This is a genomic window from Archangium violaceum (assembly GCF_016887565.1).
GTDB lineage: Bacteria > Myxococcota > Myxococcia > Myxococcales > Myxococcaceae > Archangium > Archangium violaceum_B.
The window spans coordinates 11,316,851-11,341,375 of record NZ_CP069396.1; the positions used below are offsets into that span (position 1 = coordinate 11,316,851).

The 24,525-nt window shown below is 70.1% G+C and carries 20 protein-coding genes; 12 read left to right on the forward strand and 8 right to left on the reverse strand.

Annotation, left to right across the window (positions count from 1 at the left end; all coding sequences use genetic code 11):
- Window positions 1-241 precede the first annotated feature (241 nt).
- The 3 genes from JRI60_RS45060 to JRI60_RS45070 all read left to right on the forward strand — a co-directional run bounded on the left by JRI60_RS45060 (window position 242) and on the right by JRI60_RS45070 (window position 2,248).
- The gene (locus JRI60_RS45060) at window positions 242-718 is read left to right on the forward strand and encodes a hypothetical protein (RefSeq protein ID WP_204222256.1); all 477 of its coding nucleotides are present in this window, start codon (window positions 242-244) and stop codon (window positions 716-718) included.
- Window positions 719-799: 81 nt separating this feature from the next.
- Complete coding sequence (locus JRI60_RS45065) at window positions 800-1,348, forward strand: inorganic diphosphatase (protein WP_204222257.1); 549 nt, start codon at window positions 800-802, stop codon at window positions 1,346-1,348.
- Between the two features lie 9 nt (window positions 1,349-1,357).
- Complete coding sequence (locus JRI60_RS45070; protein WP_204222258.1) at window positions 1,358-2,248, forward strand: CHAD domain-containing protein; 891 nt, start codon at window positions 1,358-1,360, stop codon at window positions 2,246-2,248.
- Between the two features lie 24 nt (window positions 2,249-2,272).
- Here JRI60_RS45070 and JRI60_RS45075 read toward each other — a convergent pair whose 3' ends face one another.
- Window positions 2,273-2,659, reverse strand: a complete 387-nt coding sequence (locus tag JRI60_RS45075) for a hypothetical protein (protein WP_204222259.1) — start codon at window positions 2,657-2,659, stop codon at window positions 2,273-2,275.
- 235 nt (window positions 2,660-2,894) lie between these two features.
- On the opposite strand from JRI60_RS45075, the gene JRI60_RS45080 reads away from it, so the two are divergent.
- The gene (locus JRI60_RS45080; protein ID WP_204222260.1) at window positions 2,895-4,145 is read left to right on the forward strand and encodes an Hsp70 family protein; all 1,251 of its coding nucleotides are present in this window, start codon (window positions 2,895-2,897) and stop codon (window positions 4,143-4,145) included.
- Window positions 4,146-4,157: 12 nt separating this feature from the next.
- Here the strand turns inward: JRI60_RS45080 and JRI60_RS45085 are convergent, their stop codons facing one another.
- From JRI60_RS45085 to def, 3 genes are all read right to left on the reverse strand, one after another.
- Entirely contained in the window at window positions 4,158-5,522 is a 1,365-nt protein-coding gene (locus tag JRI60_RS45085; RefSeq protein ID WP_204222261.1) for a hypothetical protein, read from the reverse strand.
- A 131-nt stretch (window positions 5,523-5,653) separates the two neighbouring features.
- On the reverse strand, window positions 5,654-6,886 hold the full coding sequence (locus JRI60_RS45090; protein ID WP_204222262.1) for a cellulase family glycosylhydrolase: 1,233 nt from the start codon (window positions 6,884-6,886) through the stop codon (window positions 5,654-5,656).
- Window positions 6,887-6,890: 4 nt separating this feature from the next.
- On the reverse strand, window positions 6,891-7,493 hold the full coding sequence (def, locus tag JRI60_RS45095) for a peptide deformylase (RefSeq protein ID WP_204222263.1): 603 nt from the start codon (window positions 7,491-7,493) through the stop codon (window positions 6,891-6,893).
- A 52-nt stretch (window positions 7,494-7,545) separates the two neighbouring features.
- Here def and JRI60_RS45100 point away from each other — a divergent pair, with 52 nt between their 5' ends.
- A complete protein-coding gene (locus tag JRI60_RS45100) occupies window positions 7,546-7,962 on the forward strand; it encodes an SRPBCC domain-containing protein (protein WP_204222264.1) in 417 nt (138 codons plus the stop codon).
- Between the two features lie 1,189 nt (window positions 7,963-9,151).
- Here JRI60_RS45100 and JRI60_RS45105 read toward each other — a convergent pair.
- On the reverse strand, window positions 9,152-11,059 hold the full coding sequence (locus JRI60_RS45105) for a hypothetical protein (protein WP_204222265.1): 1,908 nt from the start codon (window positions 11,057-11,059) through the stop codon (window positions 9,152-9,154).
- 133 nt (window positions 11,060-11,192) lie between these two features.
- Between JRI60_RS45105 and JRI60_RS45110 the strand changes: the two genes are divergently transcribed.
- A complete protein-coding gene (locus tag JRI60_RS45110; RefSeq protein ID WP_204222266.1) occupies window positions 11,193-12,431 on the forward strand; it encodes a cyclic nucleotide-binding domain-containing protein in 1,239 nt (412 codons plus the stop codon).
- Window positions 12,432-12,437: 6 nt separating this feature from the next.
- On the opposite strand, the gene JRI60_RS45115 is transcribed toward JRI60_RS45110, so the two are convergent.
- On the reverse strand, window positions 12,438-13,037 hold the full coding sequence (locus tag JRI60_RS45115) for a chalcone isomerase family protein (protein WP_239470099.1): 600 nt from the start codon (window positions 13,035-13,037) through the stop codon (window positions 12,438-12,440).
- A gap of 186 nt (window positions 13,038-13,223) precedes the next feature.
- Here JRI60_RS45115 and JRI60_RS45120 point away from each other — a divergent pair, with 186 nt between their 5' ends.
- The 6 genes from JRI60_RS45120 (at window position 13,224) to JRI60_RS45145 (ending at window position 19,355) form a co-directional block, all read left to right on the forward strand.
- Window positions 13,224-14,585, forward strand: a complete 1,362-nt coding sequence (locus JRI60_RS45120; protein WP_204222267.1) for an erythromycin esterase family protein — start codon at window positions 13,224-13,226, stop codon at window positions 14,583-14,585.
- Window positions 14,586-14,631: 46 nt separating this feature from the next.
- A complete protein-coding gene (locus JRI60_RS45125; protein ID WP_204222268.1) occupies window positions 14,632-15,429 on the forward strand; it encodes an alpha/beta fold hydrolase in 798 nt (265 codons plus the stop codon).
- Between the two features lie 18 nt (window positions 15,430-15,447).
- On the forward strand, window positions 15,448-16,221 hold the full coding sequence (locus JRI60_RS45130) for a ZIP family metal transporter (protein WP_204222269.1): 774 nt from the start codon (window positions 15,448-15,450) through the stop codon (window positions 16,219-16,221).
- 78 nt (window positions 16,222-16,299) lie between these two features.
- Complete coding sequence (locus JRI60_RS45135) at window positions 16,300-17,163, forward strand: general secretion pathway protein GspE (protein ID WP_204222270.1); 864 nt, start codon at window positions 16,300-16,302, stop codon at window positions 17,161-17,163.
- Between the two features lie 37 nt (window positions 17,164-17,200).
- Window positions 17,201-18,478: an alpha/beta hydrolase family protein gene (locus JRI60_RS45140; protein WP_204222271.1), complete on the forward strand. Its 1,278-nt coding sequence runs from the start codon at window positions 17,201-17,203 to the stop codon at window positions 18,476-18,478.
- A 64-nt stretch (window positions 18,479-18,542) separates the two neighbouring features.
- On the forward strand, window positions 18,543-19,355 hold the full coding sequence (locus tag JRI60_RS45145; RefSeq protein ID WP_204222272.1) for a hypothetical protein: 813 nt from the start codon (window positions 18,543-18,545) through the stop codon (window positions 19,353-19,355).
- 12 nt (window positions 19,356-19,367) lie between these two features.
- On the opposite strand, the gene JRI60_RS45150 is transcribed toward JRI60_RS45145, so the two are convergent.
- Together JRI60_RS45150 and JRI60_RS45155 are read right to left on the reverse strand one after the other, a co-directional pair.
- Window positions 19,368-21,647 carry a fused MFS/spermidine synthase gene (locus JRI60_RS45150; protein WP_204222273.1) on the reverse strand — a complete coding sequence of 760 codons (2,280 nt, stop codon included), beginning with the start codon at window positions 21,645-21,647 and terminating at the stop codon, window positions 19,368-19,370.
- Window positions 21,644-24,427, reverse strand: a complete 2,784-nt coding sequence (locus JRI60_RS45155; RefSeq protein WP_204222274.1) for a hypothetical protein — start codon at window positions 24,425-24,427, stop codon at window positions 21,644-21,646. The genes JRI60_RS45150 and JRI60_RS45155 overlap by 4 nt, the downstream gene beginning before the upstream one ends.
- Window positions 24,428-24,525 lie beyond the last annotated feature (98 nt).

The window sequence follows — 24,525 nt, forward strand, 5'->3', positions numbered from 1 at the left end:
CCCTCACCCTAGCCCTCTCCCAGAGGGAGAGGGGACATCCACGGTGTAGAACCAGGTTCAGCCCTCTCCCCCTGGGAGAGGGTCGGGGTGAGGGTATCGGGAGGACCCGGGTTCAGCCCTCTTCCTCTGGGAGAGCTGGGGTGAGGGTCTCCTGGGTTTCCCTCCACTCGACCCCCCACCAGACGGGCAGGCACTCGAGAACAGGACCACGCCAGGCCCGGTGCCTAGCTTGAGAGGCACCATGAGTGAGCTCGTCTCCCAGCCTCGCGGCTTCTTCCAGTCCCTGGGCCCCGGCTTCGCGGGCGCCCTCTCCCTCACGCTCGTCCACCAGGGCGCTCGCGCCGTGCTCGACCACCCACCCCGCATGGACGTGCTCGGCATGCGCTCGTTGAAGAAGGTCTCCCGGTGGCTCGGCCTCCGCCCCGCCCATGGCCGTGCGCTGTACCGGCAGAGCCTCATCGGCGACCTGGTGAGCAACACCTTCTACTACGCGTTCGTGGCCATGGGCCGCCCTCGCCGCATCTACCTGCGGGGCGCACTCCTCGGCGCGCTCGCGGGCCTGGGGGCCGTGGTGCTCCCGCCCTACCTCGGCCTCGGCGAGCGCCCCAGCCGCGCGAAGCGCTCCACCGCCTTCCTCACCGTGGCCTGGTACACCCTCGGGGGCCTCGGCGCGGCTCGGGCCGCCAAGCACTCGCTCCTGACATCCACCACGCGGTGACGCGGCCTCGAAGGTTGCCGAGGTGAAACTCGCCTCCCGGAGCACTTGTCCCGGGAGGCGGGCCGTCCGAGCCTCGATGGCATGAACACGGACCTCACCCGCGTGCCCCTCCGAGGCAAGGACGGTGCCTTCCACGTCGTCGTCGAGTCGCCCCGAGGCTCCTCGGTGAAGCTGAAGTACGAGCCGAAGCTCGGGGCCTTCACCATCTCCAAACCGCTGGTGCACGGGCTGAGCTACCCCTTCGACTGGGGCTTCGTCCCCAGCACCCTGGCCCCGGATGGAGACCCGCTCGACGCGCTCGTGTACTGGGACGAGTCCACCTACCCCGGCGTGGTGCTCCCCTGCCGCGCGCTCGGCGTGCTGAAGGTGGACCAGAAGAAGAAGCGCGGCGGCGGCCGGGAACGCAACGACCGGCTGCTCGTCGTCCCCGTCAGCGCGGCGCGCGCGGAGAACCTCAGCGGCATCAAGGACCTGTCCCGCCGGGAGCGCGATGAGCTGGCGCATTTCTTCACCGCCGCCGTCGCCTTCGCGGACAAGGACGTGCGCATCCTCGGTTGGGAAGGGCCCGAGAGCGCCGAGCGGATGGTGGGGGAAGCCGCCACCGAGTTCGAGAAGACGGCCCGTCGTTAGGAAGAAGCCATGCCCCGCCCCACGCCCATCCGCGGGCTCGGCCCCGAGAGCCGTCTGGCCGAGGCCGCCCGCCGCATCATCGCCAGCCGCCTCGCCGACGTGCGCCACGAGGAGGACGCGCTCGCCACGGGCCTCACGGAGGACGGCGTCCACGACATGCGCGTGTCCACCCGGCGCCTGCGCGCGGCGCTGAAGGTGTTCCGCGGCATGGGGGCGCTGGCACCGCTGGAGCGCGAGGTGAAGCAGCTCCAGGACGCGCTCGGCGAGGTGCGCGACGTGCACGTCCAGGGCGCCTGGCTCGCGCAGGCGGCCCGGAAGGAGAAGTCCTCGAAGCGGGCCGGGCTCCTCGCCCTGCGCACGAAGGTGGAGTCCCAGCTCGGCGCGAAGGAGAAGAAGCTGCGGCGCACGATGAACCGCTGGGCGGACCGCACGGTGCCCACGCTCCTGCGCGAGGCGAAGCAGCTCGACGGCCCCGGGCGCTACGGAGGCCAGCGTGTCCGCCAGCAGCTCCGCCGCCGCCTCCGCACGGTGGAGCGGCTCATGGAGGACTACTCGGCCGCTCCGGACGCCCTCACGGCGCACGAGCTGCGCAAGGTGGTGAAGAAGCTCCGCTACGAGGCGGAGATCTTCCGCCCCTCTCTGCGCCGGACGATGGAGGGCCTGCTGGAGGCGCTGGTGCCGCTCCAGGAGCTGCTGGGCGAGCTGCACGACTCGGATGTGCGCCTGGGACTGCTCGAGGGCTTCGCCGCGGAGGGCTCCGCCTCCGAGCGCACCGCCGCGCGGGCACTGCTGGAGCGCGTGCGCGAGGAGCGTGCCGAGCGCGCCGCCCGGACCGCGCGGGAGCTGCAACGTTGGCACGCCGAGGAGCTGGCCCGCGGCCTGCGCCGGTTGCTGAAGTGAGGACCCGGGGACGGGGACGGTTCCCTATTTTGCCTTCTCGGGCGCGGGCCGGGCCCGCGCCGTCACCTCCACGAGAATGGCGATGGGCTGGCCCTGCACGTCCCGGTACAGGGCTCGCACCTGGTCGCCCTCCTGGATGTCACTCACGCTGGCCATCTGCCCATCCACCGTCACGATGGTCCTCGGCTTCATTCTCAGGTGGACATCCGGCGCGCCTCGCACGGACACCCGCACGCCCTCCGGGCTCGCGAGCTCCACCGCTCCAGTGACCTCGCCCGGTGCGCTCTCCGCGGGTGTCTCGGGAACTCCTGACTCTCCCTGGGGCGTGGCCGCCGCCTCGACTGGCGCCTTCACGGTCGCCAGGAGCAACGCGGTCATCCCCACCAACCACCCGCTCGCTCCCATTCGCATGGCATCCCCTGTCCTCTCCCGGACCGACTTCTAAGATGCACCCTGTCCCCCGGACGCCAGCCCTTCCGGGTGGCGACACGGCTCCTTCCTCGGGTGCCCGGGTGCCCTCCTGCTGCCCCAAGGAGCGCTCAGATACCCTCACCCCGTCCCTCTCCCAGGGGGAGAGGGGGTGTGGGTACATCCTCACTCCACGCTACCCATGCGCATCGTTTGCGCGTAGAGGATGCGATCCCCCATGCGCGCCTGCGGACTCGACTTCGGAACCAGCAATACGGCCATCGCGCTCCCCGACGGAACGGTTCTCCCCGTCTCCCCCGGCTACAGCGATCCCCGCCTCTATCGCTCCGTCATCTTCTTCCCCGAGGACGAGCGCGAGGTCTACACGGGCGCCCCGGCGATCGCCCGCTACCTCGAGGACAACTCCGGCCGCTTCATCCAGTCCGTCAAGTCCTTCCTCCACAGCGCCTCCTTCCGCGCCACCCAGATTCGCGGCCGCACCTGGCTCATCGAGGACCTCGTCGCCCTCCTGCTGCGCCGCGTCCGCGAGGCCGCCACCCCCCTCGCTGGCGGCGCCCCCGAGGCCGTCGTCCTCGGCCGCCCCGCCGTCTTCACCCCCGAGCCCGAGGCGGACGCGCTCGCCGAGCAGCGCCTGCGCCGCGCCGCTGAAATCGCCGGTTTCACCCACATCCAGTTCCTCATCGAGCCCATCGCCGCCGCGCTCTCGTACGAGGCCCAGCTCACCCGCGACGAGCTGGTGCTCGTGGCCGACTTCGGCGCCGGCACCACGGACCTGACGCTGATGCGTCTGGGGCCCTCGCGCCGCGGCAACCCGGACCGGCGCGGCGACGTGGTGGGCTCCACCGGCGTGCGCATCGGCGGTGACCGCTTCGACGCGGAGATCATGCGCCACAAGCTGCTGCCCCGCTTCGGCGCCGGCTCCACCTACAAGGTGCGGGGCTTCAGCGACAAGCGGCTCCCCGTGCCCCAGCACGTCATGGCCAAGCTACTCTCCTGGCACGAGATGTCCTTCATCCGCGAGAAGTCCACCCAGGAGCTGCTCGAGCTGATGCAGGAGTCCAGCGACAAGCCCGCCGAGGCCGAGGCCCTGTACGACCTCGTCATGGACAATCTCGGCTACCGGCTCTTCCGCGCCATCGAGGCGGCCAAGGTGCAGCTCTCCAAGGAGGAGGAGACCACCATCGACTTCGAGGAGGCCCGCATCCACCTGCACGAGCGCCTCACCCGCGCCGAGTTCGAGGCCGCCAGCGAGTCCCTCCTCACCCAGCTGCGCGAGGTGACCGAGGGGCTGCTGGAGCGCTGCGCGGGCGCGGGCGAGGTGGATGCCGTCTTCCTCACCGGCGGCTCCTCGCAGATTCCCGCCGTGCGCCGGCTCTACAGCGAGCGCTTCGGAGAGGGGCGCGTGCGCACCCGGGACGCCTTCACCTCCGTGGCCGAGGGACTCGGGCGGGCCGCGGCGTCCCTCTGAGCCACCCGCGCCTCAGTCGTGGTACCGCATCCAGTCGAGGATGCGCGGCCACACCGAATCCTGCGCGTCGTCCGCGAGGAACAGGTCCGCGTGCCCGTAGTCCAGCACGCGGGCCTCCGCCGGGAAGCGCTGCTGCAGGTGGACGGTGACGTCCGTGCTCCCCAGCAGGGAGGTGCTGTAGGTACCGAAGTGACCGAAGCCGCCCTCGGCCCCCACGTACAGCACCGGGACCTTCACCTGGCTCAGGTAGTCGTCATAGGGGACGTCCGGCGTGCCGCACCACAGCGCCAGCGTGTCCACCTGCTCGCCGATGCTCTGGTAGGTCGAGGCCTGCAGCAGGAAGTCGTAGAAGTAGCGCTCCCGCGTCCAGGTCGTCCCGGTGGGCAGACCGTCCGCACCGAACTGGCCGCCGGCGAAGTGGTAGGCCGGGATGATGGCCGGGCTCTGCAGCGCGAAGGTGGCCTGACCCGCCATGAGCGCGGCCTGCCGGTTGGTGAGCCCCGGCAGGAACGAGGGCGCGTCCGGCTGGGCGATGGCACCCGCCCCGAGCGCCTGGAGCAGACCGCCCGTCGCGCCGCCCTCGTACTGCCCCGCGGCCTGCTGCTGGGCGAGCGCCGTGTAGCTCTGACACGCCGCCTGGCGCTGCGCCTCGTCACCGGGTGCGAGCTTGTAGGGCATGTCCACGGGGATGAACCCGCTCACCCGGCGCTTGCCCGGTGGCAGCTTCGCCTCCTCGTTCAGGTACGCGTAGGAGACCGCGGCCCCGCGGCTCCACCCCAGCAGCACCGTCTTCCCGCCCTTGACCGTGGCGTTGAGCTCATGCACCCCTCGCGCCACCGCCAGCCCGGTGCCCAGGTCCTGGGCGTGCAGGCCCAGGTTCCAGTCCTTCATGAAGGAGAAGTCGGCCGTGTTGGCCGGGACGTTCACCCAACGCAGGTCGATGCCCCACACGTCCACACCCCGCTGCGCCAGGAAGATGGCGAAGGACTGCTGCCGCGGCACCGCCGCGCTCCCGGCGCTGGCCAGGAAGGCTCCCCGGAAGCCCCACACGTCCCCGTGCACCAGGAAGACCGACTCCTGCGAGTGCGCCGGCACGCCCTGCGTCACCTCGCGCACCACGCGGTGCACGGTGATGCGGTCATACGTCCCGGGCCCCACCCGGAGGTGGAAGCTGTACTCGAAGATGTCGTCGACCAGCTGCCGGCGCTCGGTGGACTCCAGCGTGCACTGCTCGTCGGAGAGCTCCTCACCGCAGGTCCGCTGGGGATGCTTCGGTGTCGGCCGGGACTCCGGCCTGCCTTCCTCGGCACGGGCCTGCAGCCCCAGACCCATGACACCGACACACAGCCACGCGAACACCTTGGTTGAAATGCGCATACCGACGTCCTTCCGCATGAAAGACCGCCCTCAACGGGAAAACTGGTCATCCCGGTCTTTCCTGACAACTGCAATAATGCTTTATTTTTTTAACATTGCGCAAGAGTGGGAGATGGACACACGGGAGGATTTCAGCGCTTTCCGGAGAGGGCGGCGGCCTCGACGATGAGGTCGGCGTAGCGGTTGCGGGGGTCGGCCGGCACGGTGCCGTCGCGGTAGTAGAAGGTGAAGTCGTCCCAGTCGTCCGGACGGGCATCGTTGGCGAACATCCATGGCCCACTCGCACCTACCCCGGTGCGCCAGGCGCAGCGGAACCAGCCCCGGTACAGGGCGCGCCGCTCGTCGAGGGAGAAGCCCTCCCGGTTGCGCAGGGCGAACTCGCCGATGAGCAGCGGCTTGCCGAGGTCCCGGGCGATGGCCGCGTGCTCGGAGAACCAGTGCGCGCCCGCCCGGGCGGTGAAGTCCGGCTTCACGCCGTAGGCCTCCGGGTAGAAGTGCACGCTGGCGAAGTCGATGAAGGGCGAGGCCGTGTTGCGGCGGAAGCTGGTGCCGCCCTCGAAGAAGGAGGTGCCCGTGCCGCGCCAGAAGAGCTCGTCGTAGCCCGCGGGGGAGGTGTCGAAGCCCTCCTCGCCGGTGCCCACCAGGTGCCCGGGCGCGTACTCCTTCACCACGGCGGCCACCTCGTCCACCCAGGCCCGCATGGCCACGCCGTCCGGGTCCAATCCCTTGCCGCGCGGCTCGTTGAGCAGCTCCCAGGCCAGCACCGCCGGGTGCTCGCCGTAACGCAGCCCGTCGAAGGTGTTGACGCGCGAGAGCAGCCGGGCCACGTGCGCCTTGTAGTGCTCGATGACGGCGCGCTCGGTGAAGAAGCGCGCGTCCCCCTCCACCGGCGAGGGCAGCCCGGCCCATTCCACGTACCGCCGGGTGCCCCCGTAGGCATCCCAGTAGTTGCCTAGCGGGAGGACGAGCTTCACCCCGTACGCGGAGGCCCGGGTGAGCACCAGGTCCAGCCCGCGCAGGGACACCTCGTCATACTGCAACGGGGCCACCTGGATGGCGGAGTCCCCCCGCTTGTCGGCCGCGTCGTTGTAGCCCGTGGTGCGCACGGCCCACACCCCGAGCGCCGCGGCCTTGGCGAGCGTCTCCTCCACGGCGGGCGACTCGGCGCGGCCGCGCCGCAGGTCGCGCGCGGCCTCCTCCTGGAGGTAGTAGGCGTTGAGCAGCACCGCCGCGGAGGGCGTCTCGCCGAGCCGCATCACCGGCGCCTCGGGGCAGTCCGAGGCCTCCGCCTGGAGCTCCTCGAGGGAGTCCTCGCCACACGCCACCACCGAGAGCAGCAGCACCACCAGGAAAGGGGCTCGCATGTTCTCAGCCCCGAGGCTCGTTCAATCCGAGGGCCTGGCGCACCTCTTCCACCGTGCGCGAGGCCCAGTGGCGGCGGTGGTTGTCCAGGGTGGAGAAGCTGCGCGGCTCCATCCGGTCGATGTAGAGCGTGCCATCCAGGTGGTCTATCTCGTGCTGGAGGATGCGGGCGTACCAGCCGCGCGCCGAGATGGATACGGGCTGACCCTTCTCGTCGAACGCCTCCACGCGCACGGCGCGGGCCCGGCGCACCAGCGCGGAGAAGCCGCTGACACTCAGACAGCCCTCGTGGAATTCCACGGGTGTCGGGTCCTCCACCACGAGACGCGGGTTGATGAGGACGTGGAAGGGCACGGGCTGGCGCTCGCGCGCGGCCAGCTCCGCGGGTGGGAGGGCCGCCTGGTACTCGGCCCGGTCCTCGATGACCGCGAGCCGCACATCCACCCCCACCTGCGGCGCGGCCAGGCCCACGCCCGGAGCATCCCGCATGGTGTCGCGCATGAGGGCGATGAGTTGCCCGATGGCGAGGCTCGTCATCTCCTCGGGGGTGAGCTCTCTCGCGCGCCGGCGCAGCACCGGCTCTCCCGTCTGGACGATCTTCAGGACCATGGAGCGAGGATAGCTTGGCATCGGCGGAGAAATAGGCTCTTAAGCGGGCGCCATGAGTCCGACACTCGATGTCCGCAACCTGCAGCACTCGGTGGAGCTGTCCGCCGCGCCGGAGGCCATCTACGACGCGCTGCTGGACGCACGGCAACATGCCGCCTTCACCGGCTTCGACGCGGAGATCGACGCACGCGAGGGCGGGGCCTTCTCCACCTGTGAAGGACGCAACAGGGGCTACACGCTGGTGCTCGTGCCCGGGCGGCGCATCGTGCAGGCGTGGACGCACCGGGACTGGCCCGAGCACCACTACTCCATCGCCACCTTCGACCTGGCGCCCATGGGGAGGGGCACGCGGCTCACCTTCACGCAGGTGGGGGTGCCGGCGGAGGCCTACGCATGGCTCGACGAGGGCTGGCGCACCACCTACTGGGGACCCCTCGCGCGCTACCTCGCCATGCGGCGCCGGGGGTGACTCGCGGAGCCCGTCACCGCGGCCCGCAGATCCAAAGGTTGTGAACCGGGATTTCGTCGCATTGCCGCCGGGGACCGCACACCTCCTCCTCGTCCGGTCCGCACCGCTGCCGGCATGTGTCCATGAAACATACGAACCCCTCGGAACAAGGGCGCTGCTCGTCACAGGGGCTCAAGCACTGCATTTCGGCGGTCCAAGCCTCCGCACCAGGCGAATAACCGATGTCGCATTGCTGCCCTTCGGGACACGGTTGCCGCTGGCAGTTCTCGCCACGAACGCGCATACAACTGGCATTGTCGGTACCCGCCCCCACACATTCCCGACCCTCTGGACAATCTCCGCCCTTGCAAAAAGGCCGACAGGAGGGAGCGTCCGGGCCTCCCCGACAAACGAAACCCGCGGGGCAGCTCGAAGGCACATCCATCTGACAAGGCCGGCCACAATGGCCATCACCACAGATCAGCCCACGTTCACAAGCGGACTCCGGATCAGGCGCGCTGTCGAAACAAGGCTGCCCCTCTTTTCGAGAGCCAATGAGAACACACCGACGCACCAGAAGGCCACCTTCCGGTACCTCCCGGGTTCGACACGTGAAGCCCTGCTTGCATTGCAGGTCCGTCAGACACGAGCTGCCAATACAGATGCGCTCCCCACCCAGGGAAAGACTCAGACACCCCAGGGGAGGCTCGCAGTCCTTCTGGCTCTCGCAGGAACGCCCATAGGTCAACAGCGCACGTCTTTCATCTCGAGCAAGGATGGGCACGACTCTGGCCCCCTGCTGAGTCATGGTCCTCGTCTGATATTCCCTCAGCTGGGCTCCGCAGTGATCGAACATGAACGACAGCGGAAGCATCAACCCCACGGTGACACCCAAGATCGTGCGCCACTTCATTCGCATTTCCAGTAACACGCATCTGGACGGTTCTTCGGATCATCGCAGTGCCACACCAACTTGCGACCCTTACCTCGACACTCAATGTCCTTCCCCATTTCGCGCTGCCGCTCGTCGTGCTGCTCCTCGATGTCCTCACGCATCGCATCGTCCAGAGCACCCCCCTTCCCATAGAGCTGCTCCGGGCACCCATTCCCGCCAGCAGCGCGATACCCAACACGAGCCCCCAACGCATGAAGCGTCCTCCTCGGTGGTGAGACGAGGGTCGCGACCCGTCTCTTCACTCCGAGTGTAAGTTCACCGGGGCATGCGGTACAGCACGATGCTGGAGCGCGGCGCCTGGAAGAGGAACTGCGCGCCGCGTTGCTCCTTCAGGGCCCGCTCCGCCGCCGAGCCGCCGCGCACCCCCACCCAGCGCGGTTTCAGCGCGTCGATGCGCGCGAGGTAATCCCTCACATCCACGTCGCTCGGCACGTACTCCACCCGGGTGCGGTAATCCCTCGTGAAGAACTCGGACAGGAAGTCCACCGACTGGTCATACACGACCACGTCGCCCGCCTGCAGCTCGCGCTCCTTGAGCAGGTTCCACTCGGTGGGCCACAACCAATCCACCACCTGCAACGCCGAGCGCTGCAACGGGCTCGCACGCAACGCCTCGCCGAAGTGCTTCGCGTACATGAACACGTCCACCTGCCGGACCTGCGCTCTGGCCCCCTGCCAGAACGTGATGCCCGTGAGCACCAGGAAGGCCAGCGACAGACCCGGCCGCAGCGGCCCTCGCAACAGCCGCCCGTGCACCACGCCCAGCGCCACCAGCCCCGCGGTGGCCACTCCCATCACGAAGCGCGGCCACCACGCCGCCTGCACCGCGAGCGACACCACCGCGAGCGCGAGGATGGGCAGATTGCGTTTCCAGCTCCTCGGGCTCAGCAGCTCCAACATCAGCAATATCAGACACGGCACCAGCAGGTAGGCGAACACCGGACCGAAGCCGCCCGTGCGCACGTCCGGCCAGAAGGTGGGCACCTCCGCGTACCAGCTCCGCAGCAGCTTCATGAACGCGCCTGGCGCACCGAAGAAGAGCGGGCTCTCCCCGGGCCGCGAGCCGTAGAAATCGGAGGGATCGAACTGCCCGGGCAGCTCCTTGCCCAGCAGCGGCACCTTCACCCGAAAAGCCCACAGCGGATTGCCCGTCTTCCACAGGTTCTGGAAGTACTTGAACGAGCCCACCACCATCAGCGCGAGCACCGACAGCACCACGTCCCCCACCCGCCTCGCCCGCTCGCCTCGCGCGTGCCACAGCTCCAGCGCGCACCGCACGGCGATCCACGGCCCGAGCATCAGCAGGTGGAAGGCCCCCGTCATCTTCGTGCCCGCGTACAGCCCGAGCGCCAGCAGGCACATCCACCGGTCCCGCGCCGTGGGACGCTCCCGCAGGAAGAACACCGCCGCGCTCAACAAGGCGCCACACGCCACGTCCACGTGCGTGCTCCACACCTGCAGGAACATCGGCGGCAGCAGCACCCACGCCGCGCCCACTCCCGCCGCGAAGGCCTTGCGCGCTCCCGCGGCTCGCGCCCACGCCGCCGTCACCGCCGCGCCCAGCACCGCGAAGGGCAACTGCGAGCTGTCGTCCAGCCGGTTGTCGAGCGGGAAGATGCAGTTCCACGCCGCCAGCAGCTCCACGTTCTTCGGGTGGCTCTGCGTCCACGGCACCGACGTCTCGATCCAATCCAGCGAGCCCATCTGGATGGCGTAGGCCGTGATGGGCACGTGGTACCACGTCGGGTCCCACGTCCAGGACTTGTAGATCCACACCAGCAGCGCGGCGAAGAGCAGCACGCCCGCGGCGGCCACCACCATGAGCACCGCCGGCTCGCGCTCCCTCCACGCATCCCGGGCCAGCCTCGCGGGCGCGCCCGCGTCCGAGCGCAACAACGCCAGCGCCCGCTCACGCCCCAGCCGGCGCCACGCCACCCACGCGGGCACCGCGAACACCACCGGCGCCAGCAGCCCGAGCCACACCGGCCGCAACAACCCCGGCAACCCCAACGCCTGCATGACCACCAGGATGAGCGAGGGCGCCACCAGCAGCGTGGCGATGAGCCGGTGCAACACACCCCGCTCCGGATAGAGCGCCGCCGCCACCAGCCAGCTGGCCCCCAGGCACATCAGCGTCTCGATGATCCAGATGATCCAACCCATGGCGCTCGTGGACGCGGACAGTGCCCCAGCCCGGTGAACCCCGCAAGCCGCGTCTCTCGCGTCACGACCTGGACACTCCGGGGTGGCTTTACCCGATCCTCCATCTGACCGATCATGTGCCCAGGAGGTTCCCGTGGCGATCCAACCCGCCGATATCCCGCTGCTGGTCCGGCAATACAAGGACAGCGCCGCCGCCAACATCCTGCAGGGGAAACCCGAGGAGGCTCTGGCCGACTACCGCAAGGTGGTGGACCTCAGCCCGCATGACACCGCCGCCCGCCTCAAGGTGGCCGAGCTCCTCGCCCAGCTCGGACACCGGCAGGAGGCCGTCCGCGAGTTCCACTACCTCGCCATCCGCTACGCCGCCGAGGGCCACACCATCCACGCGATCGCCGCCTGCAAGCTCATCCTCGCGATCGATCCGGAGCACCAGGCCACGCAGGAGAACCTGGCCAGCCTCATCGCGATGCAGAGCGCCGAGGAGCGCCAGCACCCCGAGCGCACCGAGCCCCTCGAGGCCGCCACCGAGTCGCCCAAGCGCGTCCCCACGCCCCTCTTCTCCCAGCTCCCCCGCGACGTCTTCGTGGCCCTCCTGGGCGAGCTGGAGATGCGCCGGGTGGCCGGCGGCGAGCGCATCATCACCGAGGGCGAGCGCGGCAACTCCATGTTCATCCTGGAGCAGGGCACCGTGCGCGTGGTGCACACGCCTGAGAACGGGCAACCGCGCACGCTGGCCGAGCTGGGTGAGGGCTCCTTCTTCGGAGAGATGGGGCTCATCTCGGACGCCCCGCGCGTGGCCAGCGTCATCGCCACCCGGGACTGCACCCTGCTGGAGGTGACGCGGGAGATGCTCACCCGGCTCGGTGCCCGCTTCCCCGTGCTCGAGCAGGTGGTGCAGCAGTTCTACAAGGACCGGCTGCTGGACACCCTGCTCAAGACCAGCCCCCTCTTCCAGCCGCTCTCCGACGAGCAGAAGCAGGCCATCGCCGAGCGCTTCCAGAGCCGAAGCGTGGAGCCGGGGACCGTGCTGCTCCAACAGGGACAGCGCAGCCACGCGCTCCACCTGCTGCTGCGCGGCCGCTGCTCCGTGGTGCACCAGGATCTCAAGGGCACCGAGCTGCCCTACCCGGACATGACGGAGGGCGCCATCTTCGGGGAGATCTCCCTGATGCTCGACCTGCGCATCACCGCCACCGTGAGGGCCGCCACGCCCTGCCTGCTGCTGGTGTTGGATCAGGACACCGTGAAGGAGCGGGTGCTGACCCACCCCGAGGTCCGCCGGAGGCTCACCCAGCTCACCCGCGAGCGGCTGGACCGGACGGCCACGATGCTGGCCGAGGGCGCCGAGGTCCAGGACTCCTTCCTCATCTGAGCACCGCTAGTCGCGGTCGTAGATGGGGTTCTCCGTCAGCCAGGCGGAGAAGAGCGCGTCGGCGAAGTCCTTGCCGGGGATGACGGCGCCCCGGCTCCCCTCGCCAGAGATGAGCAGTCCCTGATCCGGCAGGTAGGTGATGAGGAGCTTGTCGCCCTTGCGCACGCCGCGCAGCGACTGGACGAGCAGCTCCGAGTTGCGCCTCATCTCCGGCGAGCCGGCCGCCTTGCTGTGCGAGAGGAAGTTGCGGAAGGCATCCGCCAGCTGCTCGCGCTTGATGCTGCGCCGGAAGTGGAGCTGGAGCTGCTTGGGCCCCTGAAACGCGATGGCCTCCCTCATGGAGGACGGCTTCTGCTCCAGGTAGAGGCCCCAGACGTAGATTTCGAAGAAGAGCTTCTTCTTGAGGTCCACGTGGTTCAGGGCCAGCTCCTTGCCCGCCAGGGAGATGGAGTCCGGCAGGCGAACGCCCGCCATCACCCGGGCCTCGGCCGTCCCCGCCACCAGCGCCAGCGCCAACACCAGCCACCGCACTCCCCGCAACCTCGGCCCGCTCATGTCCTTCGCGTCCCCCCGCCAGCCCCTCGCCACCTCTCGCCTGGAATGCATGTCGTCGAAGGTGCACACGGTTGTGACGTTGGACCAGCCCCGGGTTTCCGGGTTATTCCCCGCGAGCGCTCGCCTGCCCGCCAGGTGAGGGTCGATCAGGGAGCGGGCGTGCCCTCCCGGCTGTCAACCCTCCGGCTTGTCCGAATGCCATGGGCAGGTCCGGGCCATCTGCCCACCTTCAGAGGCATGAACCCGTTTGATGAAGAGGAAGGCGGCCGGGGCTTCCGTCCGGAGCTCATCGAGGGTGTGCGAACCGCGGCCATCCCGCTGACGGACGAGGACTCGGACTTCGACGCGCTCATCGAGAGCATCGGTGACGCACGCTTCGTCCTGCTGGGCGAGGCCACCCACGGCACGCACGAGTTCTACAAGGCACGCGCCCACCTCACCCGCCGCCTCCTCACCGAGCGTGGCTTCTCCGCGGTGGCGGTGGAGGCGGACTGGCCGGACGCGCTGCGCCTCAACCAGTACGTGCACGGCGAGGGGACGGACGCGGACGTGGTGCACGCCTTCGACAACTTCCAGCGCTTCCCCCGGTGGATGTGGCGCAACCAGGACGTGCTGGAGCTGGTGGAGTGGATGCGTCAGCACAACGCCGCGCGGGGCAAGGACGCGCCCCGGGTGGGCTTCTACGGGTTGGATCTCTACAGCCTGCACGCCTCCATGCGCGAGGTGGTGCGCTACCTCGAGACGAGAGACCCCAGGGCCGCGGAGCGCGCGCGGGCCCGGTACGCATGCTTCGACCGCTTCGGCTCGGACCCGCAGTCCTACGGCCATGCCACGGCGTACGGCTTCGAGGACCCCTGCGAGGCCGAGGTCATCGAGCAGCTGCTGGAGCTGCGCCGGCGCGAGGTGAGGGACGGGCTCCTCGAGGAGGACGCGCTCTTCCACGCGGAGATGAACGCGCGGCTGGCGAGCGACGCGGAGGCCTACTACCGGACCATGTACGCGGGGCGCAACGAGTCCTGGAACCTGCGCGACACGCACATGGCGGACACCGCGGATGCGCTCTCCGAGTACCTCGGCCGCCGCTACGGGCAGCCGGGCCGCCTGGTCATCTGGGCGCACAACTCGCACCTGGGCGACGCACGCGCCACGCAGATGGGGGACCAGGGCGAGCTGAACCTGGGCCAGCTGATGCGCGAGCGTCACGGCAAGGAGACGTTCAACGTGGGCTTCACCACGTACTCGGGCACCGTCATCGCCGCGAAGGAGTGGGACGAGCCGGGCCTGAGGCGGCGGGTGCGGCCAGCGCTGCCGGGCAGCTACGAGGCGATCTTCCACGAGGTGGGTCTGCCCGGCTTCCTCCTGAGGATGGAGGACCTGGGCGAGGCGGGCTCGGGCCTGCGCGAGCGGCGGCTGGAGCGCGCCATCGGCGTCATCTACGCGCCACACAGCGAGCGCTACAGTCACTACTTCCACGCGGACCTGCCAGCGCAGTTCGATGCCGTGCTGCACTACGACCTGACCAGCGCCCTGAAGCCGCTGGACCGGGACGCGGGCCACGAGGAAGAGGACGCCGCGGACACCTGGCCCTACGGCATCTGAGCGAAGCCGCTGCGGCGCGAGGGCTCTCGGGATATAGGAGGCAACCGTGATTCTCGAGAGCTTCCAGATAGGAGAGGGGCAGCGGCCGACGGTGCTGCTGCATGGTTTCCTCGGCACGGGGCGCAACCTGCGCTCGCTGGCGACGGCATGGAGCGAGGTGGACAAGAGCCGCCGCTTCCTGCTGGTGGATCTGACGGGCCACGGCACCTCGCCGCGGCTGCCTCCGGGCGCCACCCTGTCCACGGTGGCCGCGGATGTGCTGGAAACGGCGCGCGCTGCGGGACTGCGCGGGCCGCTGGACCTGGTGGGACACTCGCTGGGCGGCCGCGTGTCGCTCGCCGCGAGCCTGCGCTCCCCCGAGGACGTGGCCAGCGTGACGCTGCTGGACATCACCCCCAGCCCCATCGCCTCCAACCTCTCCGAGAGCGGCAAGGTGATGGAGATCCTCCGCGCCGCGCCGCTCAGCGCGCCGGACAGGAAGACGATGCGCGCGGAGCTGACGGGACGCGGGCTGTCCGGGCCGCTGGCGGACTGGCTCGTCATGAACCTGGAGCCGGCACCGGACGGTGGCGTGCGCTGGCGCTTCGATCGCGAGTCGCTCGCCGAGTTCCACGGGCGGGTGAACGGGGAGGACCTCTGGGCCGCGCTGGAACGCCCGGGAGCGAAGGTGCGCTGCATCCGCGGCGGCCGGGCCCACTACGTCAGTGACGCGGACGTGGCGCGGATGGAGGCCCTGGGCTGCCCCGTGGCCACGCTCCCCGAGGCGGGCCACTTCGTCCATGTGGACGCCCCCGACGCGCTGTTGCGCTGGCTCACGAATGCTCCCGGCTCCGGCCAGGGCTAGAACGGAACGACTCCCTTCATGGAACGAACCACCCTCTTCATCTGGCTGGCGGTCCTGGCGGACGGCCTCGCGGGGCTGACGGGTGGGCTCCTCTCGGAGCGCTGGTTGGCCCGGCACCTGTCGGCCCTGGTGGCCTTCGCGGCCGGGGCCCTGCTGGGCGCGGTGTTCCTCGACATCTTCCCCGAGGCCGTGGAGGCCGCGGGCCCCTCCGCCTTCCACTGGGCCTTCGCCAGCTTCCTGGCCCTCACCTTCCTCGAGTGGTTCCTCGGGCCGCACCACCATGACCACTCGGCCCACGCCCCGGGGGAGCACGCGCACACGGGCCCCTCCTCCACCGTGGTGCCGTCGCTGCTCGCGGCGGACGCGATGCACAACTTCGGGGACGGAGCGGCGGTGGCGGCGGCATTCCTCGTCTCGACCGAGGCCGGAGTGGCCACCGCCCTGGCGGTCATCGCCCACGAGCTGCCCCAGGAGGTGGGCGACTACGCGCTGCTGCGCGCCAAGGGCCTGTCGCGCTCCCGGGCCCTGCTGGCGCTCGGAGGCGTGCAGCTCACCGCCGTGGCCGGGGCCGGCGCGGTGCTGCTGGGCTCCCAGGTGGTGCGAGGCCTGGAGGGCATCATCCTCGCGCTCGCCAGCGGCACCTTCCTCTACATCGGCGCCACGGACCTGCTGCCGGAGTTGCGCCGTGGCACCAGCCCCAGGGAGGCACGCGGCCGCCTGCTCGGCTTCCTGCTGGGCCTGGCGCTCGTGGCCATGGCCGGCGCCGTGGAGGGGCGGCTGATTCCGCACTGACAGGAGGGCAACCAGCGCGGCGGGGGCTGGTTCGGGTGTCCATCGCCGGACAGGGGCTGTATGGCCACGGTTCCAGCCATGCAGCTCGGGTCCAAGCGAATGCTCGGGGAGATCCTGATGGAGCTGGGGCTGATCGACCGCGCCCAGCTCCGGCTCGGACTGGTGCACCATCACGAGACCCAGGTCCCGCTCGGCCGGGCGCTGGTCCGCGAGGGTATCTGCACCGAGGCCGACGTCCTGCGGGCGCTCTCGCTGCAGCTCGGCATCGATCCCATCGACCTGGACCGGGAGCCCCTGGACAAGAAACTCACCCGGCTGGTGCCCGCGCGCATCGCCCGGCGCTACCGGGTCGTCCCGCTCCGGCTCGAGAAGGGAGAGCGCGAGGTGCTGCACGTCGCCCTGCCCGCTCCGGCGTCGATCGAGGCCCTGGACGCGGTGCGCGCCATCTCCGGCAAGCCCCGCGTCGAGCCCCACCTCGCCTCGGACACGGCCCTGTCCCACGCGCTCGCGGCGCTCTACGGCATCCAGGAGCACGCCGAGGAGCAGGCCTTCGCTCCCGCGCCCCGGGAGGGCCCCGGCACGCCCCTGCTGCTCTACGCGTGGCCCCCGGTGACCGCCACCCTCATCTCGCGAGCGCTCGCACGGCAGGGCATCCAGACGAAGGTCGCCTCCCCGCTGGAGGTCATGCACACGACGAGCTTGGACATCGTGTTCGCCCCCGTGCAGGCCATGGAGGGGCTGCTCGCGGGAGAAGCCCACATCGCCGGCGCGCTGCTGCTCTCGGGCACCTCGGATGACGAGGACCTCGAGCGCGCCCACCGGCTCGGCGCGAAGGGCTACGTCGCCAACCCGCTCGACGGCGAGCTGCTGCTGCGCGCCATCCGCCGGCTGCGCCCCGGGCCCGGTGACACGTCGCAGCCCCTGTCCGGTCCGAACGGCTGACGGCGGAGGGAAGCGACCACTGTCCTGGAGGTGACCCATGAGAGCGTCCACCCGATTCCACCAGAGGCACCCCGTCCTGACGGCCGTGCTCGGGGCAAGCGCGCTCACCTGGCTCTTCCAGCGGCTGCGCGCCCGGCTCTCCCCGGCCATCCTCCCGGAGCCGACCGGGCCCTATGACGTCGGCCGCGTCGCCTTCGACTGGGTGGACGCCCACCGCGACGAGCCCTATGCCCGTCACGGGCACCGCCGTCCACGAGAGCTGTCCGCGTGGCTCTGGTACCCCGCCGAGCCCGAAGCGGGAGCGAAGCCCGGTCCCTACCTGCCCGCGGGATGGCGCCTCACCAGCCTCTTCTGGCACTTCCAGGGCTCACGGGTGCGCGCCCACGCGGTGCCCGGGGCTCCCGTGGCACGCCCCCGGGCCCGCTACCCCGTGCTCGTCTTCTCCCCGGCCGGCTTCCCACCGCTCTATTACTCGTCCCTCTTCGAGGAGCTGGCGAGCCATGGCTACATCGTCGCCGCCGTGAGCCACACGTACGAGGCGCTCCCCGTCTCCGCCTTCGCGGATGGGCGCCTGCGGCTCTTCAGGCCAGCGAGCGTGGGCGGCGCATTGAAGGTCTCGCGCGCCTCGCATGAGGAGGACGTGCGCGCCCGGGCCTCGGTCGTCGACGTGAAGGCCGAGGATCTTCGCTCCCTGGTGGACGAGCTGGAGCGGCTGCAGGCCGGCTCCGGGCTGCTCGCCGGGCGGATGGACCTGGAACGGCTCGGTGCCTTCGGCCACTCGATGGGTGGCAACGCGGCGATGGAGCTCTGCGCGCGGGATGCGCGGTGCCGGGCCGTGGCCAACCTGGACGGAGGCGTGTGGAGCACGGTGGGCCAGGAGGGACTCCCCAAACCGCTGATGGAGCTGTTCGCCGAGCACCCCGAGTACGTGCGTCCGTGCGACGAGTCCGTGAGTCAGAAGGCCTTCGCGTCCGTCGAGTACTGCGAGGCGAACCGCGAGCTCGCGGTGGGCGGCTGGCAGCGCCTGTATGCCCGGGCCCGACCCGGCTACAGCATCCAGATTCGTGGGGCGGGTCACGCCAGCTTCACGGACTGTGGCCTGCTGCCCTTGAAGCGGCGCTCGCTCGCACGGCGGGCCCTGGGCACCATCGACGGCCGGCGGATGTGGCGCGTGCTGAGCGACTACCTGCGGGCGTTCTTCGACCGGCACCTGCAGGAGGCACCCGCCCCTCTGCTCGATGGGGCTTCCCCCTTCTACCCGGAGGGCGTCCTCGCACCTCCGGAAGCACTCTTCTCCCCGGCCCCGGGAAGCTGACGCCGAGGGGAACAGGGGCCCGCTACCGGGCCCGCACCGTCCTCCAGTAGAGTCCCCGCATTCCATGATTCCGCATCGCCCGAGGGGGAAGATGAAACCGAGGTCGGCCGTCGCCAGTGGACTCCTCACGCTCGCCATGCTCGGCGGTTGCTCGAGCCCCAACCACCAGCAGCGCCCCGAGCAGCCCGCCCCACCCGCGCCGAAGACCGCCTCGGCGCCGCTGACCGCACCGGCGCCAGCACCGGCTCCCAGTCATCCGCTGACCGAGAACCGCCTCGTCAACTCCGGACTCATCATCGAGAGCTTCGCGGCGAAGTTCGGAGCCCCGGAGCTCAAGCAGATTCCCTCCGAGGTGATCGACACCGGCGTCTTCCGGTACGTCCCCTATCTCTCGTACGAGGCGTCCCAGCTGGAGCTCAACATCTACGGGGACCCCCAGCACCCCGCCGGTGTGGAGATCGGTGTCTACGCGGGCAAGGACAGCACCAAGGAGGAGATCCGCAAGTTGATCGCCGGGCTCCTCCAGAAGGCGGAGGATCGGGAGCTGGTCCACGGCCTGGCGCTCGAGAAGGACGAGCTCCAGCGCGCCGGCCTCACGTTCGTGGTCACGCCCGCGACGGCGGAGGATGCCTTCGGGGGCTGGTGGATCTCCATCTACGACGCGAACGCCATCGAGAAGGCGCGTGCCTCCGATGCCGAGCTGAAGGTGCTCGCCCAGAAGCCGCCCAAGAGCGAGAGCACCCCCACCGCGCCGGCCGGGAAGAAGAAGGGCAAGAAGCACGCGCGCAAGCCGGGCGAGGCCCCTCGCGTCTACATCAAGGACTACTCCCGCGAGGGGGATACCTACGTCCCCGCCGACTCCGACGAACACTGGTAAGGGACGTGCGGCTCACTCGTTGCTGAAGAACAGCCCGGCGACACTCCCGCGCGACGAGTACTCGAGCAGCGGGAAGTCGTCGGTGGCCACGCGCGAGTCGTTGAACAGGTTCGGGAGCTGCTCGGGCGTGAGGCCCTGGGAGAAGACCTCGCCCGCGCGGAGCGGCTCGATGATGCCGATGCCGCGCAGGGCCCCGTGCACGGCGGGAATCCGCGTCAGCGCGTCGATCTTCCCCGGATCGGCCACCAGCGGCTGGTCCGAGGCGACCACGTTGAAGCCGTTCTGGTACGAGGGGAACAGCCGGACGTGCTTGAACGAGCGCCCCAGCGTGCTGAGCACCAGGCGCATCTCCGTGCCGAAGGCGTGCTGGATGACCACGCCGCCCTCGGTGAGGCGCTGCTTCACGATGTCGTAGAAGTCGCTGTGCAGCAGGCTCGCGCCACCGGGGAGCCGCGGGTCCGAGATGTTGATGGAGACGATGTCGAAGCGGTCCTTCTGGCGGGTGAGGTAGTGCCTGCCGTCGTCGACCACCACGCGCACGCGCGGGTTGCGGTGGTAGCCAAGGTTGTGCGGCATGAAGAGGTCGGCCGCCTCCACCATGCCCGGGACGATCTCCACCGCGTCGATGCGCTCGAGCTGCGGGTACAGGCCGAGCGCGCCCGCGGTGATGCCATAGCCGCTGCCGAGCACCACCGCCGTCTTCGCCTCGGGGCGGAAGAACAGGGCCAGGTGGCCCTGCATCTGCTGCACGTACGCGGTGTTCGCCGCGCCCAGGTAGTGGACCAGCTTCGTGTTGTTGTTGCTGACGCTGAGCAGGCCGCCCGGCAGCCCGTTCACCTGGAACACGCCGTAGCGGTCCTCGGCGCGGTAGACCAGCTGCTCCTTCGCGTCGAGCGTGACGAGCTCCTCCGGCAGCGCCAGCGGGACGAGCGTGACCACCACCGTCACCGCCCCCAGCCCGGCCAGCTTCGGCAGGCGCGAGCGCACGCCGAACCCGAAGACCACCGCGGCCATGACGCAGGCGAAGGCGACCAGGTAGCCGATGCCGCGGTACACCCCCACCGCGGGCAGCACCCAGAAGCCGACGAGCAGCGAGCCCGCCACCGAGCCCACCGTGTTGACCAGGTAGAACAGACCCGCCGCCAGGCCCGAGCGCTCCCGGGTGAGACGCGAGGCGGTGAGGCTGAGCGGGAACAGACAGCCCATGGCCAGCATCATCGGAGCCAGCAGCACCAGCGCCTGGAGGATGCGCGCGGTGAAGAACACACCTCCGGCGGGAGGCAGCGTGCGCTCGACCTCCGCCTGATGGTGGATCCACCACTCCGACATCGCCGCGCAGGCCATCATGAGGCCGGCCGAGAGCACCAACACCCCGCCCAACAACTCCGGGAGGCGGTGACCGAACCGGCGCATCAGCCGCTCGGCCAGCCACGAGCCCACCGCGAGCGAGACGAGGACACACGCCATCAGCGTGCTGAAGGCATAGGCGCGATTGCCCAGGAAGTAGCTGGACAGGCGCGTCCAGGCCACCTCCGCGCCCAGCGTGAGCAGGCCACTGGACGCCGCCACCAGCAGCAACACCCACTGGGGCAGAGCGGTGCTCCCGCCGTCCGGCGTGCTCCCGGCCTCCGAGGGAGCCTCGGACTCGGAGGAAGAAGCCGGCCCGGGCTCGGAGCGCGCGAGCAACGCCGGGACGCAGGCGGCGGCCGCGAGCAGGTTGAGCACGGCCCCCGCGCCCACCGAGCCACGTACCCCGAGGGCGGGAATCATCACGAAGCCGCAGGCCACGGTGCCCAGCGAGGCTCCCAGCGTGTTGAGCGCGTAGAGGACGTTCACCCCACTCACCTGGATGCCCTCACGGCGCGCCGCCGCCACCATCAGCGGGAAGGTGGCGCCCATGAGCAGCGTGGGCAGCAACACCAGCGCGAGCACGAAGAAGAAGACGAGCGCCACGCGCGCCACCCCGTGCACGTCACCCCCGATGATGAGGGTGTCGCGCAGCAGGAACAGCCCGAGGCCCGCCGCTCCGGCGGTGAACGCGATGGCCACCTCCACCAGGGCATACGCGCGCAGCGGGAGGCGCAGGACATCGGCCTTCCCGCCGGCCAGCCACGCCCCGAGCGCCAGTCCCGCCAGGAAGGCCGCGAAGATGGTCGAGGCCGCCTCCACCGTGGAGCCCACCATGTTGGTGAGCGAGCGGATCCACAACGTCTCGGCGATGAGCGCGGCGGCGCCCGAGAGCACCGTCGCCACCTTCAGGCCCAACCACGTCCGATTCAGCGTGCTGCTCACGGTGCGGCGCCTCCCGCCAGCTTCTGGCGCAGCGACTCGCGCAGCGCCTGGTCCTCGGAGCTCAGGGGCCCCAGTCCCCGGAGGAACTCCAGGTGGGCCAGCGCCGCGGCATCCAAGCCCCGGCGGGCCGAGACCTTCGCGAGGACGCGGCGCACGCCCGTGTTCAAGGGACCATCCCGATAGAGGCGCACGAGCGCCTCGTCCGGCACCTCGCGGCCGAGCCGGAGCATCAGGTCCAACCGCATCAGCTCGTACTGCAAGTCACCCCGGAGCGACTTCTCCAGTCCCTCCAGGACCGACAGCCCGCGCTCCACCTGACCGTGCTCCACCAGGCTCGACACCATGGACATCCGGGTGCGCGGAGCATCCTCCTCGTCGCCCCGCTCGAGCATGCGCTCGACGTACGAGAGCGGCAGTGGCTTGCGCCCGCCCTCCGTCAGCAGCTGCTTGCAGATGGGGTCGAGCGCGCGGGTCAACGCGTGCATGACGAAGCAGCGGGTGCCCAGGGTCTCGCGCGTGAGGGGCTGCTCCCCGGGGAAGCCGGGGGTGAAGAGATCCGCCTGGGCGAGCATCCACGGGGACCAGGGCTTCACGGTGCGCTGGGTGAGCGAGGCCGAGGCCATGACGAACTCCAGCTCCGGCTGGTCGAAGGTGTTGAGCGGCGCCTCCCAGTCGATCTCGAAGAGGCGGTGCTTGCGGAGGATGAGCTGGGAGTACAGCTCGTTCATGCCCATGCCGAGGTGGTGCGCGTCGAAGAGGGCCTTCAGGTCGGCCGGCCAGGCCTCCTCGGGGAGCGGGTGCGGCGTGAGCGGCTGGTTGCCGCACACCACCTGGGCGTACACGGAGGTGAGGAAGACGAAGTGGCAATCCGCGAAGCTCTGCCGCAGCGTCTCGAAGATGATGCGCGCGCCCTCCGGCGTGACGCGCGCGTCGAACCACATCGAGTACACCCCGCCCTCACTCAGCCGGCTCTTCACCAGCTCGAAGAACTCGCGCGTGTACAGCTTGCTCGAGGAGAAGTAGAGCGGGCTGGTGACGGTGTTGACGATGGCGTCGTAACGCTCGTGGGTGCGGGCGAGCGCGGTGAGGCCATCGTCCAGGACGAGCTGGAACCCGGGCCGCTGCAGCAGCCCGAGGTTGTTGGGCGTGAAGCGAGGGAGGGCCGCCGCCACCGCCGGATTGATCTCCACCCCATCCGTGCGCGCGAACAGGCTGGCGGTGGCGCCCGCGGTGATGCCGGTGCCCACGCCGAGCACCAGTGCCTTCTCGCGCCTGGGCACGTAGAGCGCGGGCGAGGTCCCCACGATGAGCTCGCTGAGGTTGGTGCGACCCGAGCTGGAGGAGACCAGCGAGCGGTAGCCGTTGATGATGACCGACTCCTCGCCACGGTGGTCACGCACCAGGCTGAGCGCGCTGTCGAAACGCTTGAGCAGCTCCGTCTCGCGCACGTTGGACAGGGTCTTCTCCAGGGTGTCCGAGGAGACGAAGTCGCGGTAGGACATCTGCATCAGCGTGTCGGACCAGGTCAGCCCGATGAGCGCGATGAGCGGCACGGGCAGCAGCCGCTGCCACCACCCCGGAGCGCGCGAGCCCTGGCCCTCGCGGGCGAGCAGTCCCAGCAGCCACAGCCCGGCGGGGAAGAGCAGCGACAGGGCGAGGAGCGACAGGTTCTCGTAGAGGACCGCGACGGACAGCACATAACCCAGACAGTTGCCGAAGCTGGACACCGCGAGCATGCGTCCCGCGGTGGTGCGCGCGCCCTTGAGGTGCCCGAGCAGGGCGGGCACCGTGGCGCCAAACACCGTCAGCGGCACCAGGCCCATGGCCGTGAGCACCAGGGCCTTGCACAGCGAGCTGAGCAGCGGCGTCACCCCGAACGCCACGTTGAGGTGCCCCCAGAGGCGCATGAGCGGCTGGAGCAGCCCCAGGCTCACGGCCACGGCCGCGGCCCCCACCAGCAGCAACGTCTCGAACCGGAGCCGCCAGCGGTGCGCGCGCCACGTGCCGAACGCGATGCCCGCCAGCCCCAGCGCCAGCACCAGGGCGAAGTTCTCGTGGAACGGACCGAAGACGGTCTCCGTGACCTTCAGCAGGAAGAGCTGGAACAGACCGCTCAGCGCACTGGCCAGGAAGAGCGCCGCCTGCCACCGCAAGGGCACCGGCTCCTGCTCGTCCCGGGGCTGCTCCTCCTGGGGTGGCTCCAGCTTGCGGAGCACCAGCGCGCTCACCAGGTTGAGCAGCGCCAGCAGCAGCAGCGTCTGCTTCACCCCGAGCGCGCGCAGCAGGCCGTACTCCATGGCCAGCACGCAGGCCGCCCCGCCCAGGTTGTAGATCCAATAGACGATGTTGAAGGCATCCGAGGAGCGCGTCGCGCCCAGGTGGTGCCGGGCATACACCGAGAAGAGCGGCACCGAGAAACCGATGAGCAGCGCCGGCACGAACGCGAAGGCGAAGGCGGTGAACGCCACCATCCAGCGGCCATGGCCGATGACGGGCAGCAGGTGCTCGAGCACGGCCTGGGTGTCGCTGGCGAACGTCAGCGCGACCAGCAGCGCGTACACGCCGATGCCCAGCTCGACCAGCCACAGCCAGCGCACGAAGCGGTGTGACACCCACGCGCCCAGACCGATGCCCAGCAGGAAGCTGGTGAGGATGGCCGCGTTCACCTGGAACATGTCGCCCAGCTGCGTCGTCAGCAGCCGCGAGTAGAGCAGCTCGTAGGCGATGCCACACCAGCCCGACAGCAACGCGATGATGGGGAGAAGTCGGCGGAAGAGCATGGGTTTTTCGGAGTCGGGCAGCGTAACAAAGGACCCCTCCCTGTCGAGCTTCACGGATACCCCTCGAAGGGGCGGTCCTCTGCTCGGCAGGGTCCCAG